This is a genomic window from Enterobacter cloacae complex sp. S3, assembly GCF_014930495.1.
Taxonomy (GTDB): Bacteria; Pseudomonadota; Gammaproteobacteria; order Enterobacterales; family Enterobacteriaceae; genus Enterobacter; species Enterobacter asburiae_B.
The window spans coordinates 125001-140264 of sequence record NZ_JADBRD010000018.1; the positions used below are offsets into that span (position 1 = coordinate 125001).

Sequence of the window (15264 nt, forward strand, 5' to 3'; positions counted from 1 at the left end):
CATTAACAATGATTCGGTATACGGAAGGATTACCGCTCTGCGCGATACACCAGATCGCCACGCGGGACAGGCTGCGGCTGAAGGCCCAGCCAGGTGTTATAGCCTAATCGCCCATTGCTGCCGAGCGTGGTGCCCTGCACCGCGTCTTCACGCAGGATCACCCGCGTTTCCCATTCAAACTCCACCCCGGCGTACTGACGCACCCAGTCGCGCAGCTCGGTGACCCACGCTTCACCCGGCAGAAAACGGTTGTACTCCTCCGCGCTCAGCGGGCCAATTTCGATGCGAAACTTATGCTGCACGTCGCGGACGGCAACGCCGAGAAAGGCGGATTCCCCCATGCGCGGCATGCGGCGCCCTGCTCCCAGCTGCGCCTGCTCGCGCGTGGAAAGCGGCATCCACTGCGGCACGTTGCTCACCAGCTTAACCGGCGCTTTAAAATAGCTGCGCAGGATCTTCTCCAGCCCCTCCGGATCCCGCCCGTGACGGGTCAGGTGCCCGGCGTGGGTAAAGCGGGCATGCGAGCTCAGGCTGCCTTTGTTCATCTGCCCCGGCTGGCCCATGCCAATCAGCGACGCCAGGTAGCCCTCAAAGCGCTTGTTATCAGCGCGATCGAGGGAGACGGTGGGCTGCGCATCCGCCCAGGCGCGGTAAAACAGCAGCGCCAGGCGATGATGGAACAGGTCGGCAAACGCGCTGAGGCTGGTGTCCTGATGATGATAAATTCGCTCGCGGGCGTATTCGGTCATATGGACCGGCAGCGGGCCGTTCGGGCCAAACAGGCCGAAACTGAGGATAGACACCTCGTGCAGCCCGCTTTCCTCCCGCTGGCGGACCTGAGCCAGCGTCGACGGCGCAAAACTCATCGACGGCTGCTGGCCGATGCGCAGCGGCTCAAATTTCGGCAGCGGCGCGCGTCCCAGCGGGTAGCGTTCGCCGCCCTGGGCATCAATGCGCCTTAACAGCTGAAACAGGTCGTAGCGCCAGGGCGTCTCGCGAACCCCTTGCCAGAACGCGTCCGGCAGCCGGGTCAGGCGATGCACGCGCAGCGGTGCAGTGGCAGCGTCACTCATATCAGCGCCCTTTTACCCATGCGCGGCGCCCAGTAGCCAATCTCGCCGCGCTGCTGACTTTTCAGGGTGAACTCCGTAAAGCTGTTGATGGACACCAGGCGGGCAAAGAGACGTTCCATCACGCTGCCAAAAAGCCACGGACTGGCGCCGGAAAAGGCACGCTCATCGACCGTCAGGGTGATGCCGATCCCGCGGGCGAAAACGACCGGGCCGGGTTCAGGCACGCGGCGGTGAACCGGCTCCAGCACGCAGTGGCGTACCCCTTCCACCTGACGCGCAACGGGCGTTTCTGCCAGGTTGGCGTACAGCCCTAACAGCTGGCGCAGCGCGGCCGCGCCGTCTTCGTTTTCGCTGTCCATCAGGCTGAGGTAGTTCATCTGCAGCTGGCTGATGAGCCGCCAGGTGCTGAACCCTTCTGCCAGCGCCGGACGCGGCGGCGTCGGGCCTTTGCGCAGGGTGAGGGATTTCACCGGCATGGAGTCGGCCATAATGAACTGCCCGAGCTCCTGCTGCAGCATCAGCGGCAGATCGCGGCTGGTGCAGAGCACCTCGGCAGAGATATAGCGCAGGTTGTCCTGCCACGGGGCGTGCTGTTCATCCACCAGCGAAACAAACACCTCCGAGCCGATATAGCCGGTGCGCGTGCCGTAGCGCAGGGCGTGCTCGGACAGCACGCGCTGTTCGCGGCGCAGGGAAAAATAGGCCCCGTAGTTGCCCGCATCGCCGCTCCAGGTGCTCCAGAATGGACGAAACGTCTGGTCATCGCGCTGGCCGTCCGCGCTGCCATAGATTTTTTTGACCGCGTAAATTTCATAATCCAGCGGACGGATATTATCGACCACCAGATGGTATTCATGCTGGCCTTCATTCAGCTTCTGACGCGCCGCGACCTTGGGAAACAGGTTGATGACCGGGGTACAGTGCAGCGCCAGATGGCTGGCATCGACCACGCGCTCCAGCTGTTCATCCGACTTATCCAGCAGAATGAAGATGTCGAAGGCTTTTTCGCCTTCACAGCGTTCGATAAGCGTGCCCAGACCGCTCAGGCTAATGAAGCGGAAGCGGGCCGGAAAGGCGAAATACTCCTGCAGCAGGCGATAGCCGTCAAAGTTGCGCAGATCGTCCGGAAGCAGGGCCTGGTCAGGCTCAAAGCCTTCCTGGCGCAGCGCGTCCGACGCCAGCAGCTGTCGCTGCGGCTGCGGACTGACCGTCTGGCAGACGATCCCGGCGTGATGCTCCATCACCAGCTCCAGCAGCTTCAGCGCTTCAATGTCCGGACCGCCGAGGAAAAATTCCAGACGGTCGAAATCCAGGTGCCCGAGGTTTTGCGGGCCGTCGCAGGCGATGCGGATCCTTAAGGCGCTGCCGATCCCCCGCTGGCTCAGTCCCAGCTGCGCCAGGGGCAGATCGGCGGGCACGCCGCCCAGCTCGACCTTGTCGATTTTCAGCGGCAGCAGGTTGACCTCGTGCGCCGTGGTATAGCTGCAGGTCACGCCGGTTTTTTTTAGCGCCAGGCTGTCCATCATGGTGCCGCGCGGCACAATGAAGCCCTTGCTCAGGTCGCCCCGGCTGCTGTCGGGCTCAATCTCCGCAATCGCCATCGACGGCGTGGGCGCGAGATAGTTAGGGGCAATCATCTCCAGCAGACGCTGGGAGAAGCGCGGAAACTCTGCGTCCATTTTCATCTGCACGCGGGAGGTCAGGAAGGCGAAGCCCTCCATCAGACGTTCGGTATACGGGTCCGCCACTTCGATGCCGCGCATGCCCAGCCGTCCGGCGACCTTAGGATAGCGTTCGGCAAACTCGGCCCCCATTTCGCGCAGGTAGGCCAGCTCGCGGTTGTAGTATTCGAGCAGTTTACTTTCCATGATTACCCCGCATCTTTCAGTTCAAAATGGCCGTTTTCCAGATCGACATCGGTACGAAACAGAAACTCCAGCGGGTACGGCACACACCATAAACGCCCTTTGATCTCGATGGAGAGCACGTTGTGCAGATCCAGCGAGGAGGTATCCGACACGCAGCGGACCTGCAGCCCCTGCGGTAAAATGCGCGGCTCAAAATTGATGATGGCCTCGGTGAGCTTGCGCTGAATGTCGTGCCATTCGATATCCGACATTCTTTTCCCGGCCAGCGGCGCGACGCCGAAGTTGACCACCGAGCGCTTCACGTGCGGCAAGGCGCTCAAATCGCCGGAGGCATCGTGGTTGATGGTGTTAAACAGCCACTGCAGATCGCGCAGGACGTTGCGGCGCAGGGCGGCGTGGGTGATCAGATTGCTGTTGGCCGACTCGCGCTTTTTTTCCGGCTCATTATCGGTGAGACGATCCAGCAGCGAGGGCTGCATTTTGTCGCGCGCCCCCACCTTCTCCTGCTTGCTGCGGGCTTGCCAGCCGCTGCGCAGCAGATCGCCTTCGCCAGCGGGATTACTCATCGGCTCCATCCGTCGCAAACGTCACGAGGCTTAAGGACAGCAGCGGGTATTCGCTTTGCTCGCTCAGCCAGGCCTTCTGGCCCCTGCCTTCGTAAAGAGTGCCGTCTTCGTCGAGCGGCTGCCATTCGGTGGTGCGGCCCAGCCTGACCGCATCAGTGGCATCGGCAGCAAACGGGTAACGCGCCGGGATCTGACACACCTGCTCCGTACCGTCGGTCAGGCGCACCAGCGCGTGACGCCAGACCAGATCGGTCACGCTGGCGGGCGCCTGGAAACGGATCTCCGCGATGGCGCTGAACGGCAGCCAGAAATAACGGCCGTTCACGATGGTTTCGCAGACCGGGCCGAGACGGGCATCGCCGTCCATCAGCCAGTCAAACGCCTGCGTCTCCTCGTTTTCGAGGATAATCTGGCCGGGGATGGCTTCAGCCCGATCGAGGGCGTCCAGACGCAGCGCCCGGGCGCGCTCGCCCTCCTCGCTCAGCGCCGCGGCCAGGGTCGTCAGCCACGGCCACTGGGTTTCAGGCATAGCCGGACGCGCCTGTCCCGCCATCACCTGCGCGCGCTGCAGCTCGCCCTGAATGGATTGCTCCAGCAGCGTGACGGTGGGCTTCGCCTGAGGCTTCAGCGCCAGCCAGCTTTTCAGCTGGGTCAGCGCGCGCGTCCAGTTGCCGCTGAGGGTTAAAAACTGCACGAACGCGGCGCGGAGGTCGGCATCCGCCGGACGGGCTTTGATTTCAGCTTCAAGGCGCGCCAGCGCATCGCTGAGCGACTCGCCCGCCAGGTGTTGATAGAGCGTATTCATAGCCACTCCTTAATTCGCCGCGCGCCATGCGCCGACGGCCGGGTCGCGCAGCTGAGGACGCAGGGTGTCAATCAGGACGATATTGAGCGGAGTGCCGGGTGCAACCCAGGCGCTCCAGGTTTTTTTCACCGCCGCAATACGCGCCTGCAGTTTTGCATCGTCGCTGGCGATTTCACGGGAAATCTCCACCGCTACGGTGCCGTTGCTTTTCCAGCTGTTCAGGGCGCTATCGTAAGGCAGGATCATCCAGCTCTGGTCGCTGTTTGGGGTGCTGAACACCATGCGCTCTTTGTTGACGGAGGTGATCAGCGCGTTTTCAGGATCGGCGCTTTGATTCAGACCCGTCACCGGGAAGCCGTGGATATACGTCACCGCCATCTCTTTCTGTCCGCCGTTGCGGGACTGTGAAACCACGGTGTGTCCACTCAGCCAGCTGCCGTTACCGCAGCGGGTGGTGTCAGAATCCGGAATAAAGAGCGCCGGAGCGGAAGCGCCTCCTTCCCAGAAGGTGCGCAGGTGGCAGCCGTCCTGCAGGGTGAATTCCTGCCACGGCGTGCGGTCAGCCGCGACGGTGCGGGAAGCCACGTTCTGGTCCGGCGGCAGCAGCGCGCCGCTGGTTGGGGTTGCGGTGACGGTCGCAGCAGGCGCGGCCTGGTCCTGTTTCACCACCAGCGCCCAGTCCTGCGCTTTGCCTGCCGTACCCTGCGCCAGCGTGGTACCCGCCGGATCGTTTAGCGTCCAGCTAAGCTTATTCACTTTGCTGCACTGGTGTTCCAGCAGGGAGCCAAGACGCGGCACAAAGTTCTCCAGCACGGAGACGTCTTTCTTGCCGTTCGCCACAATGCGCAGCGCCACCTCAGGCTTACACCAGCTCTGCGGCGTGTTGTCTTTAATGTTGTCGATCCAGATATCCAGCTTCTGCGCAGGCGACTGCACGATGCGGAAATTCTCAGCCTGCGCGGTGGAGGTGACCGCCAGAAGTGCCAAACCCGATAGCCAAAGTTTCATATCGTTCCTTGTGTGTCTAATCAGTTCCGCAGGGAAGAAATTGCGCTGCGTCAGAGAGGGTGTGCAGCAAAGTGGTGTCCTGAGGGTTGCCCATCCATACCGCCAGGGCAGTATAGTTATCCTGAGCATTCCCCTCCTGTTCGCCATTCTTTTGAATGATTTGGTTCATTAAGGTCAGCCACTCCTGCGGCGTATTGACCATATGCAGCGACTGCTTCATTTGCTCTTCGCTAACGCCGTGCCAGAACCCGTCGGTGCAGAGTAAGAATGCATCGCCGTCTTCAACCTGCACCACGTCGCTGTAGCTCGCTTCCGGCCCGCCGTTTTCAATTCCCAGCGCCAGATAGAGCAGGTTGCTGTTCAGGTTGTCGGTCTGGTGACCGGCATCTTTCATCTGCTGCACCAGGCTATGGTCGGTGGTCACATGCCACAGCCATCCCCGGCGAAACAGGTACAGGCGGCTGTCTCCGGCGTGCGCCCAGTAGGCCAGGCCGTAATCACGGTCAATGAACAGGCTGACCAGCGTCGTGCCCATCCGGCGATAGTCCTGAACGGCCTGCTGTTCGCTGAGGATGGTGCGGTTAGCCGTCTGCACGTAGTCGCGGATATGCTGCGCATTAAGATGTTTGTCGCCATCGAAGCGGGAGATAATGCTGTTGCGGGCCAGCTCTGCAGCCACCTCACCGCCCGGCAGGCCCGCGATGCCGTCGCAGACGACAAAGCAGGCTGAACGTTCCCCTATGGTTTCTCCCGTCTGATCCTGGTTGCTGGCGCGCGTCCCCTGGCGGGAGAGAGAAGCCGTTGCGATATTCATTTGTCTTCCGATCCGCTCTGTGAGTCTTTGTACTGATTCACCTCCATGTCGTACGCATGAAGGAAGGCCTCGCCGAACAGGGTGTGGAAGTCATCCTCAATCTCGCCAGCCGTCTCGCCATAGCTGCGAACAAAATAGTCCCACAGGGCGGCTTTGCGGCTGCCCGGCAGCGCCAGACGAGAGGTCATCCCGTTCTGCTTCGCCTGCTCTTCCAGCTGTTCCGGGTTAAAGGACTGCAGCATCGCGGCAATGATGGCGCGGATACCGGAGATCATGCCCAGCTGGTGCGCCTGCAGGTCGATCAGCGCGTCGCGCACGGATTTGGTCGGCGGCATAAAGCCCGGCATCGGAGTGCCGAACATCTGGATCAGCACGGTTTTGCCGGTCGGCAGCAGCTTGAACGGGTTGTTGGCATCGTCCAGCACCATGGTCATATCGGCCTTCACGCCCCGCTTGAGGATGGAGCGCGAGGAGAGCAGCGCCACGGTTCCCTGAGAGAACATGCCGAGGATCTGCCCGAGCTGACGCATATTTTCACGATCAAACTGCGGGACGGGCTGCATTTCGCTCAGGCCCATGCCTTCCAGCAGCGCCTCCAGCAGCTCGCCCTGCAGCACTTCGCCCTTCTCACCGCTGTTCGCCGTAGCGCTTGGGGCGGCGGCGTTATTGACCGGGTCAATGCGCAGACGGCCCTTCGGTGCCTGAGCGCTGCTGCGCGCAACGGCCTGCGGCGTTGGCATGGTGAAGCCCGCGTAATCCGGCCGCGCGGGCTCTTCTTCAGCACGCGGTTCTTCCTGCGGCTCAGGGGCGAACAGCGGAGAATCGGCCAGCACGTCCTCTTCCTGCTCGGGTTCCGGCACTGGCGCAGGCTTTTCGGCAATAATGTCATCCGGATGGGTCAATGGCGCGCCGCCCATCAGTCCGAGCGGGTCGTCATTACGCGCGGCTGGCGCGCTGGCCTTACCGCCAAACAGGGCCAGCGGATCGAGCTCATCCGTCGCCTCGTCTTCTGGCTTCACGGGGCTATTCTCGCCCGGCGGCACCAGCGTTGACGGGGTGACGTCGTCAAAAATACTCTCTTTTTTGAACAACGCTTCGTCGCTGAACAGCGTGTCCGGGTCGACATTCTTACGCTCGAGCTTTGGATCGCTGTCGTTAAACATCGCCAGCGGATCTTCCGCGTTACGCTCCGGGGCCGCAGGCTGGGAGAACGGATCGTGCGATGGAGCAGGCTGCGGTTTTGTACGATTGCTGGAGATGCTGTCAGAGATGGAGAACTCCTGCATCAGGCTATCCCAGATCTCCGTTGGCACGGCGGTTGGCTCGGCCTTCCCGCGCGGTGCGGCACTCGCCGGCTTCGGTTGCGCAGCGGGCGCGGGTGCGGCTGCCGGACGCGCCTGCTGATGCATGCTTGCCGCCATACGGCTTACGGGTTGCGTATCGTGGATCAGTTCGGTCACTTCGATACGGTAGTCATCAATACCGAGAATGTCGCCATCCTGCAGCTCAACCTGACGCCCTCGCTCCAGCGGAATGTCATTTAATACCACGCGGGTGACGCTGCCACGGTTGGTCACGCGGCATTCGCCCTGGGCGTCAACGTGAACAATGGCCTGCAGACGAGAGATGGTGCGGTCATTGTCCGGCAACACCAGATTGTTATCCGTACCGCGCCCAATGGTGCCGCCCGGGGCGTAAAAATCACAGCTGCTTTGCGGCGGCTGATGACCGGGTTTCGTAGAAATAATCGTGAATCGCATGGCGTATTCCTGCTGGTATGATTAGCGCTCAAACGCTGCCGCTCTCGGGGCGAGAACGGCGGCGTTTGAGAAATTGAATATCAAAACTATTTAATGAAGGTGATAAAATATAATCCAACAATGAGCCATAGAGTGAATATTAACGCCTGTAACTTATAACGGCGATGTAATTTTAGCATCCAACCAATTCTTTCTTCAGGTAACGACTGTACATATTTATAAGCATCTTCCTGAACAAGCCTTTCACGCGTGAATTTCATTTCAACGCCTTTATAAAGGCGAACAAACCAGATTATTTTTTGATAATTGGCCAGCGAACCAAAAAAAGAAGCATAGTTGGTTACAAGATCCAGATCATATCCCTTGCGCCGATAGTCTGAAAGTAACCGATTATAATCAGCCTCGTGTTTTTTGAAATAACGAGAACTGAACAAATCCATAATTACAACAACCAGCAATAAAACCACGATAAGAAATAATGATAAATTCTCTATATTCACCATATTTTATCCATCATATACTCAGTCGCTCCGCCCGCTATCTCGCCACCAACGTATCCACCTGCAGCAGCCCCAACAATAGAGCAGGCGAGCAGTCCTACGCCCCCCGTCGCAACACCAAGCGCAACGCATACACCAGCACCTGCCATTGCTCCGTATTTACCACCGTAAATACCCCCTGCCAGGCTTGCACCAAAGCTGCTGTATTTTTTCACAGCGACTTTAGAACAACTCTGCTCTCGTCCTACGGTGCAGGCATTGTAAACTTCATTAGTGGTATTTGCACCTGCAAAACCTATTGCAAGCCACCCTCCCGCTTTAAGAAAACGAGCGGCCTTAGAGGCATTATCGATATAAGTTGAATAACCACGAATAGAGGCGACCCCGGCTGTACTCCATTCATGTACAATGGATCTGCTTGACAAGCCTAATGCATGCTTCAATTCGTTATAGGGCTTCATCTTTAAGGTCAGTCGGGACAATTTGTTTAATAAACTATCCAACTCAGAAAAGAGGCGCTGACGTTCAACAAAAAACTGTTGGCTTATCAATGTCCCTTGTGCTCTGTACTGATTCTGGTAAGCCAATTCAATGGATTTAAGTTTTTTTTCTATTTCACTAAAATATTTTTCACCTGCATCAGCAACGACACCAAGGGACTTATCCATAAAATTAGTGACTGCAGCTATGGTACTAAAATGTTGATTAAAGAAATTCGCTTCACCAGAATTAAGATCGGCCAGAGCACCGTTGACTTTCTTTTTAGCGAGCTGTAATTGCTTAAGCTGCACAGAATTATTACTTCCCGGTGCACCAAGAATCAACATCTGCCCAGGTTTTGACCACTGCACATCACTATTAACCTGCATGAAATAACGTGCAGCATCACTATTTGGATCGTTGAATAAAAGCCTTGTCTGGAAATCCAGGGTTCCGGGTTGCTGAACAATACAATATCCCGGATTAACTAATGATTGGCTAGCCATATTCATTCCCTTTGATTTTTACAAAAACGCTCACAAATAAGCATCCCCATTTAAATAAAAACGGAGTTGAATTAATATCCAAAGGTTGACACTTTCTTAAAAACATCAACATTTGAAAACGCTCCTATTCTATTCTATTCTATTCTAACCAGCGATAATTCGCCTCTGGAATTTATACTGAGAATAAAGCGAGTAGCATATCGAACAATAGTATTATGATTTCTCGATTGTAATACCACATCATACTCCCCTGACTGCCAGTCTACTTTATCCCAGCGTAGGCACTCTTCAGATTTCAAAAAGCGGCTGGAAGGAAATGCTCCTGGAGAGAAGATGCTTTCCCATTCGTTACCTGCACGTCGAGATATAGAGGGTTCATAAACTAGCACAACCTCACCTGGTTCAGTGTCATTCGAAACGCCAAAACAGGGTGCATTTTTTTCCACCTTAACAGTTAAACTCTGAAACTGAGCAGGGTGGGATATGCAGGCGCTACATGATAATACAATGGGTATAACCGTTAACGCTCTTTCCATCGCAAATACGCGCCGAATAGTGAAGCAATCATAATGACCGGGGAAAACTCCCCGGCCACATACGCAATTACGCTTCTTTGTTTTCTTTGATGTTCCAGCCAGCGCTGCTTTCAGCACCTTTACCACCAGACGTGGTCTGCTCCCAGTACTGCTGTTTCACTTTCGCAGCCTGGAATGCATAGGTCACACCAACGGTATCGCCGTTGTCAGCACCGGTGTACTGAACAGAGGTGACCAGCACATCTTCCAGCGTGATGCGGGAGTATTCCACCTGCTGGCCGCCGGCTTTACAGACGGACAGCTCAACTTTGGTCAGGTGTTTGCCGCTGGCGCAGTGTTTCAGGATAGCGGTGGTGGATTTGTCGATCAGCGCGTTAACGTGCAGGTCGTTGAAGTTAACTTTACCGGCACCGCCGCCACCGCCAACGCTCATATTACCTGGCTGGGAAGCGCCCCAGGAGAAGGAGGTAATATCAGTCCAGCCGGTGTGGTTAGAATCTTTAGATTCGCCCGTAACACCCTCGACCTTCAGAAACATATCAATAGCCATAATATCTACTCTTCGTGGATGAACAATATTGCTTTCGAAAAAGCACTTATATGGCAAACAGGAAAGCATGGGGCTGAATAAAACCGTCCATATTTTACCTCTGCCTCATATCAAATGACCCGTGTCATTTGACAGTCTTACATTCCCCCTGAATGAACGGAAAGAATGTGAAGTCTTTACTACTGCGGATTATCCTGAATCCAGGTGCGATCAGGATTTCCGATAATTAATTGAGGTACCAGCTTGTTAAGTTCGTCACTATGATAAAGACGCAGGCAATTTAACGTAACGCCTTTTACATCGGGCTTTCGTTCGGCATGAAAGCCGTTAATGTGATCTTTGTATTTTCCAATGAGCGCATCCATTTTCTCAGTGCCATTTTCAGCATCAAAAGGAATCCACTCAATGAATGCACTCGCACTGCGGGCAGCATCAGCAGAAAACTGGCTGCCTTTATCTGCTACCTGCGCCAGGCAGCGCGCCAGAACAAAATCTTTTAAAACCTGCCGGTATGTTTGCTGCTGATAAAAATCAGGATAGTTATTTCCGGAATACACATAAAAAGTCATAAATACGAGGAAAAAACATAAACGTTTCACCTTATATCCTTTGCCATAAGACCCACAGCGCATCAGTCCGCGTAAAATACTAACTTTCCTCTTTCCATTTTTCTGCGACAACGTATATCCCTATCGCTAATGCATTAAGTCCAGTGCATAAAAATCCATGCATTGCGATTCGCGGGACTTCTGCCGGCCAGTCAAAGATAAACAGATAGTAGCCGGATACCGTCACAAACAACATGAATGAAATTATTAGCAACGTATAAATGGCTAAATAGCTGATGAATTTTCGTATCAACGCTTTCACTGTCAAATTCATTAGCTATCTCGTATTGACCGAAAAGTAGCCGGCCCAATGGGCCGGCTACACTCATCACGCATCTTTCGTCTTCAGCGACGGCAGTTTAGAAACCAGACGCAGGGAAACGGTCAGACCTTCCAGCTGGTAGTGTGGACGCAGGAAGAACTTCGCGGCGTAGTAGCCCGGGTTATCTTCAATCTCCTGCACCTGCACTTCCGCAGCGGCCAGCGGTTTACGGGACTTGGTCTCCTGAGAGGAGTTCGCCGGGTCACCGTCGACGTAGTTCATGACCCAGTCGTTCAGCCAGCGCTCCATCTCTTCGCGCTCGCGGAAGGAGCCGATTTTGTCGCGCACGATGCACTTCAGGTAGTGTGCAAAGCGGCAGCAGGCGAACAGGTACGGCAGACGAGAGGCCAGACGCGCGTTGGCGGTGGCATCCGGGTCGTGGTACTCGGCCGGTTTCTGCAGCGACTGCGCGCCGATGAAGGCGGCAAAGTCGGAGTTTTTGCGGTGAACCAGCGGCATAAAGCCGTTTTTCGCCAGCTCGGCTTCACGACGATCGCTGATGGCGATCTCGGTCGGGCACTTCATGTCCACGCCGCCGTCATCGCTCGGGAAGGTGTGGCACGGCAGGTTTTCCACCGCCCCGCCGGACTCCACGCCGCGAATCGAGGTGCACCAGCCGTACTCTTTGAAGGAGCGGTTGATGTTGGCGGCCATCGCATAGGCGGCGTTCGCCCAGGAGTAGCTGTTGTGGTTCGCGCCGTCGGTCTGCTCTTCAAAGTCAAAGCTGTCGACCGGGTTGGTGCGAATACCGTACGGCAGGCGCGACAGGAAGCGCGGCATCACCAGGCCCAGATAGCGGGCATCTTCGGATTCACGCAGCGAACGCCAGGCGGCGTATTCGGTGTTCTGGAAGATCTTGGTCAGGTCGCGCGGGTTAGCCAGCTCCTGCCAGGACTCCATCTGCATCACGCCCGGCGCGGTACCGGTGATAAACGGACAGTGCGCCGCAGAGCCGATGCGCGCCATTTCGCCCAGCAGCTCAACGTCCTGCGGGTTATGGTCGAAGTAGTAGTCGCCCACGATGCAGCCAAACGGCTCGCCGCCGAACTGACCGTACTCCTGCTCGTAGATTTTCTTGAAGATCGGGCTCTGGTCCCAGCCCACGCCCTTGAAGCGCTTCAGGGTGCGGCCCAGCTCCTGCTTGGAGATGCTCATAAAGCGGATCTTCAGCATCTCGTCAGTTTCAGTGTTGTTCACCAGGTAGCTCAGACCGCGCCAGGCGCTCTCCAGCTTCTGAAACTCTTCGTGGTGAATGATCTGGTTTACCTGCTGCGACAGCTGCTCGTCGATACCGGCGATCAGGTTCTGAATGGTGCGGTAGGTGTCGTTGGAGAAAGTGACGGTATTTTCCAGCGCCTGCTGCGCCAGCGTTTTGACCGCGCTTTCGACGGCTGAACGGGCCTGATCGGTTTTCGGGCGGAACTCTTTGTTCAGCAGCGCGCTGAATTCATCCTGGCTGAACGCCTGACCCGCCTGCTGCTCGTGTTGTTGAGTCTGGTTGCTCATCGATTATTCCTCGCTACCTTTCGCGCTTTCGTCATTTTTCGGCAACTGGCTCAGGGATTTGAGCAGCGTCGGATCCTGCAGAATTTTAGCGATCAGCTCTTCCGCACCGTTTTTGCCGTCCATATAGGTCAGCAGGTTGGAGAGCTGGGTACGCGCTTCCAGCAGCTTGTTCAGCGGCTCGACCTTGCGGGCCACCGCATCCGGCAGGAAGTCGTCCATGCTGTCGAAGGTCAGATCCACGTTGAGCTTGCCTTCGCCGGTCAGGGTGTTATCCACCTGGAACGCCACGCGCGGCTTCAGCGCCTTCATGCGTTCGTCAAAGTTGTCGATGTCGATTTCGAGGAATTTACGCTCGTCGACGGCCGGCAGATTTTCAACCGGTTTGCCGACCAGATCGGCCATGACGCCCATCACAAACGGCAGCTGAATCTTACGTTCTGCACCGTAGATCTCTACGTCATACTCGATCTGCACGCGGGGGGCACGGTTACGTGCGATGAATTTCTGCCCACTGTTACTCATTGCCATGATGTTCTCCATCAAAGATGCGCGGTGAAGGTGAAACGGCAGGCTCCATGCCTGTCGTCATAATGCCTGGACGCGTTATTCGCGGCGCCCAAAGATGTTTTCAAGTTGGTTAACGCCGTCTGGCGCCAGGTCGCGAATAATGTCCATAAAGTTAAGTTCTGACAGCCGCTGCACCCGTTCAATCATCAGCGGTGCGGGGTGGCTCGGTTCGTACTGCGCAAAATACTGCTTCGCTTTTTCCAGCATCAGCTGCGCGTCGGCGCGGCTGGTGATCTGCACGCTGCGCCAGTCGGTGACCGGCTGAACGGGCTGCGCAGTCGCCGACTGCTGCTCGGCCTGGGGTTCTGCCTGCGCCTCACGGTTCGGCAGCAGCTTGCTGATGTCGGTTACCTGACACGCGCTGGCGACCAGCCCGACGGTTTTCAGCAGCTGTTCCATCTCGGGCACGCCGCTTTCACCGAGATGCCCGGAGAGCAGCTCGCGAATCGCCAGCAGACGTTCGTTAATGACGATAACCGCTGCGGTTCCCGGCTGGTCGCCGCGGGCCAGCTCGTCAATCAGCCGTGGACGGCCGCCGGGATAGTCCGGGCATTCCGTCTTGCTGCCGTCCAGCAGGGCCTGGGCATCCCGGAGCGAAATTTCATCGCCGTTTGAACGCAGAAGCGAGGCGTTTCGCACGGCGACGGTGAGGTCGGATTTATCGCTCAGCCCTGCCAGGGCGTTAATGCGGTAGAACGGATCGGTTTCGCCATACTCTTCCAGCAGCGGATAGAGCGTCTCCCAGTAACGGGCGATTGCCTCCTGCACCAGCAACAATCCGTCCGCGTAGCCCGCAAGCCCGCGGCGGCGCGTCCAGGCATGGGTTAACGCCAGCAGTACGCGAAGATCTTTGGTGCGGGTCAGCAGGCTGGTGGCGTATTTTTCCACCGTGTTCCAGTCAGCGGGCTCTGCCGGGATAATGGTATCGCCAAACTGCTGTTCCGCTTTTCCAAGACTTGCCTGATTCATGATCTGGAAGTCGGCGTCGTACTCCAGGTTTTCCCCGCAGGGTTTTTCGGGACTGATTGGCGCGAGAAATTCTTCGATATTCATGAGATCCCTGCTTATTCAAACATGGGCGGATAGAGACCGTGGCGCCCCGGACGGGCGCCCCCTGCCGGGTCGAACAACAGGGTGAAAAGCTGCCCGGTAAAGTTACCGCTGTGCACGTGGGTGTACAGCGGGTAGCCGTCGCAGCGGTTGGTCCACCAGTAGCTGGTCTGACGCAACGGATCAAAACACTCGGCCGCCTGAGGCCAGCCCAGCGTGCTCTGCCCGTCCTCGTCATAGCCAATCACATCAAGGATGTCGGAACGCTTTTGCGGCTCGACGGGCTGCGGCGCCGGAATGGTCATCAGCATCTCATCCAGCTGTGAGGCGGAAAAACTGTTGCGCACCGCGTGCAGCCCCAGGCGCCCAATCTGCTGGTACCAGCTTTCGGCCTGGCTGAGCAGGCTGGTCGACCACTCTGACGGGGCGAAGCTCAGCTGCAGGCAAACCGGATACTGTCGGCCAACGCTGTCGCGGCCGGGCAGCAGACAGCCCATCTGGATCATCTGGCTGCCCAGCATGGGCGGTACCACAAAATTCCAGACTGGCGCTTTGTTAAACTGGCGCTCGCCGCTGCGCTGCTCTTCCTGCTGCCAGGCCAGCAGGCCGACCTGGAACCAGTGTGACCACTGGCGCTGTAAAGTGTCAGGAAAGCGACGCTGCAAAAAATCTCCGGCGCTGGGTAATTTGCCATACCAGCTGTAGCGGTTCATCGCAGGGGTATTCGTCATACGGCTGTCCTTGC

15 protein-coding genes are annotated in these 15264 nt (G+C 57.1%); all 15 read right to left on the reverse strand.

Annotated features, from left to right (window positions below):
• Nucleotides 1-29: 29 nt before the first annotated feature.
• Nucleotides 30-1073 carry a type VI secretion system baseplate subunit TssG gene (tssG, locus tag IM317_RS10725; protein WP_033145787.1) on the reverse strand — a complete coding sequence of 348 codons (1044 nt, stop codon included), beginning with the start codon at nucleotides 1071-1073 and terminating at the stop codon, nucleotides 30-32.
• A complete protein-coding gene (gene tssF, locus IM317_RS10730) occupies nucleotides 1070-2941 on the reverse strand; it encodes a type VI secretion system baseplate subunit TssF (RefSeq protein WP_033145788.1) in 1872 nt (623 codons plus the stop codon). Before tssF ends, tssG begins: the two co-directional genes overlap by 4 nt.
• A 2-nt stretch (nucleotides 2942-2943) precedes the next feature.
• The gene (gene tssE, locus IM317_RS10735; protein WP_033145789.1) at nucleotides 2944-3507 is read right to left on the reverse strand and encodes a type VI secretion system baseplate subunit TssE; all 564 of its coding nucleotides are present in this window, start codon (nucleotides 3505-3507) and stop codon (nucleotides 2944-2946) included.
• Nucleotides 3500-4312: a type VI secretion system accessory protein TagJ gene (locus IM317_RS10740; RefSeq protein WP_033145790.1), complete on the reverse strand. Its 813-nt coding sequence runs from the start codon at nucleotides 4310-4312 to the stop codon at nucleotides 3500-3502. The genes tssE and IM317_RS10740 overlap by 8 nt, the downstream gene beginning before the upstream one ends.
• Before the next feature lie 9 nt (nucleotides 4313-4321).
• The gene (locus tag IM317_RS10745; RefSeq protein WP_033145791.1) at nucleotides 4322-5320 is read right to left on the reverse strand and encodes a hypothetical protein; all 999 of its coding nucleotides are present in this window, start codon (nucleotides 5318-5320) and stop codon (nucleotides 4322-4324) included.
• A gap of 16 nt (nucleotides 5321-5336) precedes the next feature.
• On the reverse strand, nucleotides 5337-6134 hold the full coding sequence (locus IM317_RS10750) for a PP2C family serine/threonine-protein phosphatase (protein WP_014884226.1): 798 nt from the start codon (nucleotides 6132-6134) through the stop codon (nucleotides 5337-5339).
• A complete protein-coding gene (gene tagH / locus IM317_RS10755) occupies nucleotides 6131-7894 on the reverse strand; it encodes a type VI secretion system-associated FHA domain protein TagH (RefSeq protein WP_033145792.1) in 1764 nt (587 codons plus the stop codon). Before tagH ends, IM317_RS10750 begins: the two co-directional genes overlap by 4 nt.
• A gap of 86 nt (nucleotides 7895-7980) precedes the next feature.
• On the reverse strand, nucleotides 7981-8397 hold the full coding sequence (locus IM317_RS10760) for a hypothetical protein (protein WP_033145793.1): 417 nt from the start codon (nucleotides 8395-8397) through the stop codon (nucleotides 7981-7983).
• A complete protein-coding gene (locus IM317_RS10765) occupies nucleotides 8391-9380 on the reverse strand; it encodes a hypothetical protein (RefSeq protein WP_033145794.1) in 990 nt (329 codons plus the stop codon). The genes IM317_RS10760 and IM317_RS10765 overlap by 7 nt, the downstream gene beginning before the upstream one ends.
• 603 nt (nucleotides 9381-9983) lie before the next feature.
• Nucleotides 9984-10466 carry a type VI secretion system tube protein Hcp gene (locus tag IM317_RS10770; protein ID WP_008502640.1) on the reverse strand — a complete coding sequence of 161 codons (483 nt, stop codon included), beginning with the start codon at nucleotides 10464-10466 and terminating at the stop codon, nucleotides 9984-9986.
• Between the two features lie 179 nt (nucleotides 10467-10645).
• Nucleotides 10646-11035, reverse strand: coding sequence for a T6SS amidase immunity protein Tai4 family protein (locus IM317_RS10775; protein ID WP_048980953.1), 390 nt, complete (start codon nucleotides 11033-11035; stop codon nucleotides 10646-10648).
• A gap of 367 nt (nucleotides 11036-11402) precedes the next feature.
• A complete protein-coding gene (tssC, locus tag IM317_RS10780) occupies nucleotides 11403-12902 on the reverse strand; it encodes a type VI secretion system contractile sheath large subunit (protein ID WP_033145797.1) in 1500 nt (499 codons plus the stop codon).
• 3 nt (nucleotides 12903-12905) lie between these two features.
• Nucleotides 12906-13430 carry a type VI secretion system contractile sheath small subunit gene (gene tssB / locus IM317_RS10785; protein ID WP_008502644.1) on the reverse strand — a complete coding sequence of 175 codons (525 nt, stop codon included), beginning with the start codon at nucleotides 13428-13430 and terminating at the stop codon, nucleotides 12906-12908.
• Between the two features lie 75 nt (nucleotides 13431-13505).
• Nucleotides 13506-14522 (reverse strand): type VI secretion system protein TssA, encoded by a 1017-nt coding sequence (tssA, locus tag IM317_RS10790; RefSeq protein WP_033145798.1) that lies wholly within the window; start codon nucleotides 14520-14522, stop codon nucleotides 13506-13508.
• An 11-nt stretch (nucleotides 14523-14533) separates the two neighbouring features.
• Nucleotides 14534-15250 (reverse strand): type VI secretion system-associated protein TagF, encoded by a 717-nt coding sequence (gene tagF / locus IM317_RS10795; RefSeq protein ID WP_033145799.1) that lies wholly within the window; start codon nucleotides 15248-15250, stop codon nucleotides 14534-14536.
• Nucleotides 15251-15264: the final 14 nt, after the last annotated feature.

What these genes read in the sequence shown, in the direction of transcription:
- tssG (WP_033145787.1), bottom strand. Translation starts at nt 1,073, where the DNA reads ATGAGTGACGCTGCCACTGCACCGCTGCGCGTGCATCGCCTGACCCGG.
- tssF (WP_033145788.1), bottom strand. Translation starts at nt 2,941, where the DNA reads ATGGAAAGTAAACTGCTCGAATACTACAACCGCGAGCTGGCCTACCTG.
- tssE (WP_033145789.1), bottom strand. Translation starts at nt 3,507, where the DNA reads ATGAGTAATCCCGCTGGCGAAGGCGATCTGCTGCGCAGCGGCTGGCAA.
- IM317_RS10740 (WP_033145790.1), bottom strand. Translation starts at nt 4,312, where the DNA reads ATGAATACGCTCTATCAACACCTGGCGGGCGAGTCGCTCAGCGATGCG.
- IM317_RS10745 (WP_033145791.1), bottom strand. Translation starts at nt 5,320, where the DNA reads ATGAAACTTTGGCTATCGGGTTTGGCACTTCTGGCGGTCACCTCCACC.
- IM317_RS10750 (WP_014884226.1), bottom strand. Translation starts at nt 6,134, where the DNA reads ATGAATATCGCAACGGCTTCTCTCTCCCGCCAGGGGACGCGCGCCAGC.
- tagH (WP_033145792.1), bottom strand. Translation starts at nt 7,894, where the DNA reads ATGCGATTCACGATTATTTCTACGAAACCCGGTCATCAGCCGCCGCAA.
- IM317_RS10760 (WP_033145793.1), bottom strand. Translation starts at nt 8,397, where the DNA reads ATGGTGAATATAGAGAATTTATCATTATTTCTTATCGTGGTTTTATTG.
- IM317_RS10765 (WP_033145794.1), bottom strand. Translation starts at nt 9,380, where the DNA reads ATGGCTAGCCAATCATTAGTTAATCCGGGATATTGTATTGTTCAGCAA.
- IM317_RS10770 (WP_008502640.1), bottom strand. Translation starts at nt 10,466, where the DNA reads ATGGCTATTGATATGTTTCTGAAGGTCGAGGGTGTTACGGGCGAATCT.
- IM317_RS10775 (WP_048980953.1), bottom strand. Translation starts at nt 11,035, where the DNA reads ATGACTTTTTATGTGTATTCCGGAAATAACTATCCTGATTTTTATCAG.
- tssC (WP_033145797.1), bottom strand. Translation starts at nt 12,902, where the DNA reads ATGAGCAACCAGACTCAACAACACGAGCAGCAGGCGGGTCAGGCGTTC.
- tssB (WP_008502644.1), bottom strand. Translation starts at nt 13,430, where the DNA reads ATGGCAATGAGTAACAGTGGGCAGAAATTCATCGCACGTAACCGTGCC.
- tssA (WP_033145798.1), bottom strand. Translation starts at nt 14,522, where the DNA reads ATGAATATCGAAGAATTTCTCGCGCCAATCAGTCCCGAAAAACCCTGC.
- tagF (WP_033145799.1), bottom strand. Translation starts at nt 15,250, where the DNA reads ATGACGAATACCCCTGCGATGAACCGCTACAGCTGGTATGGCAAATTA.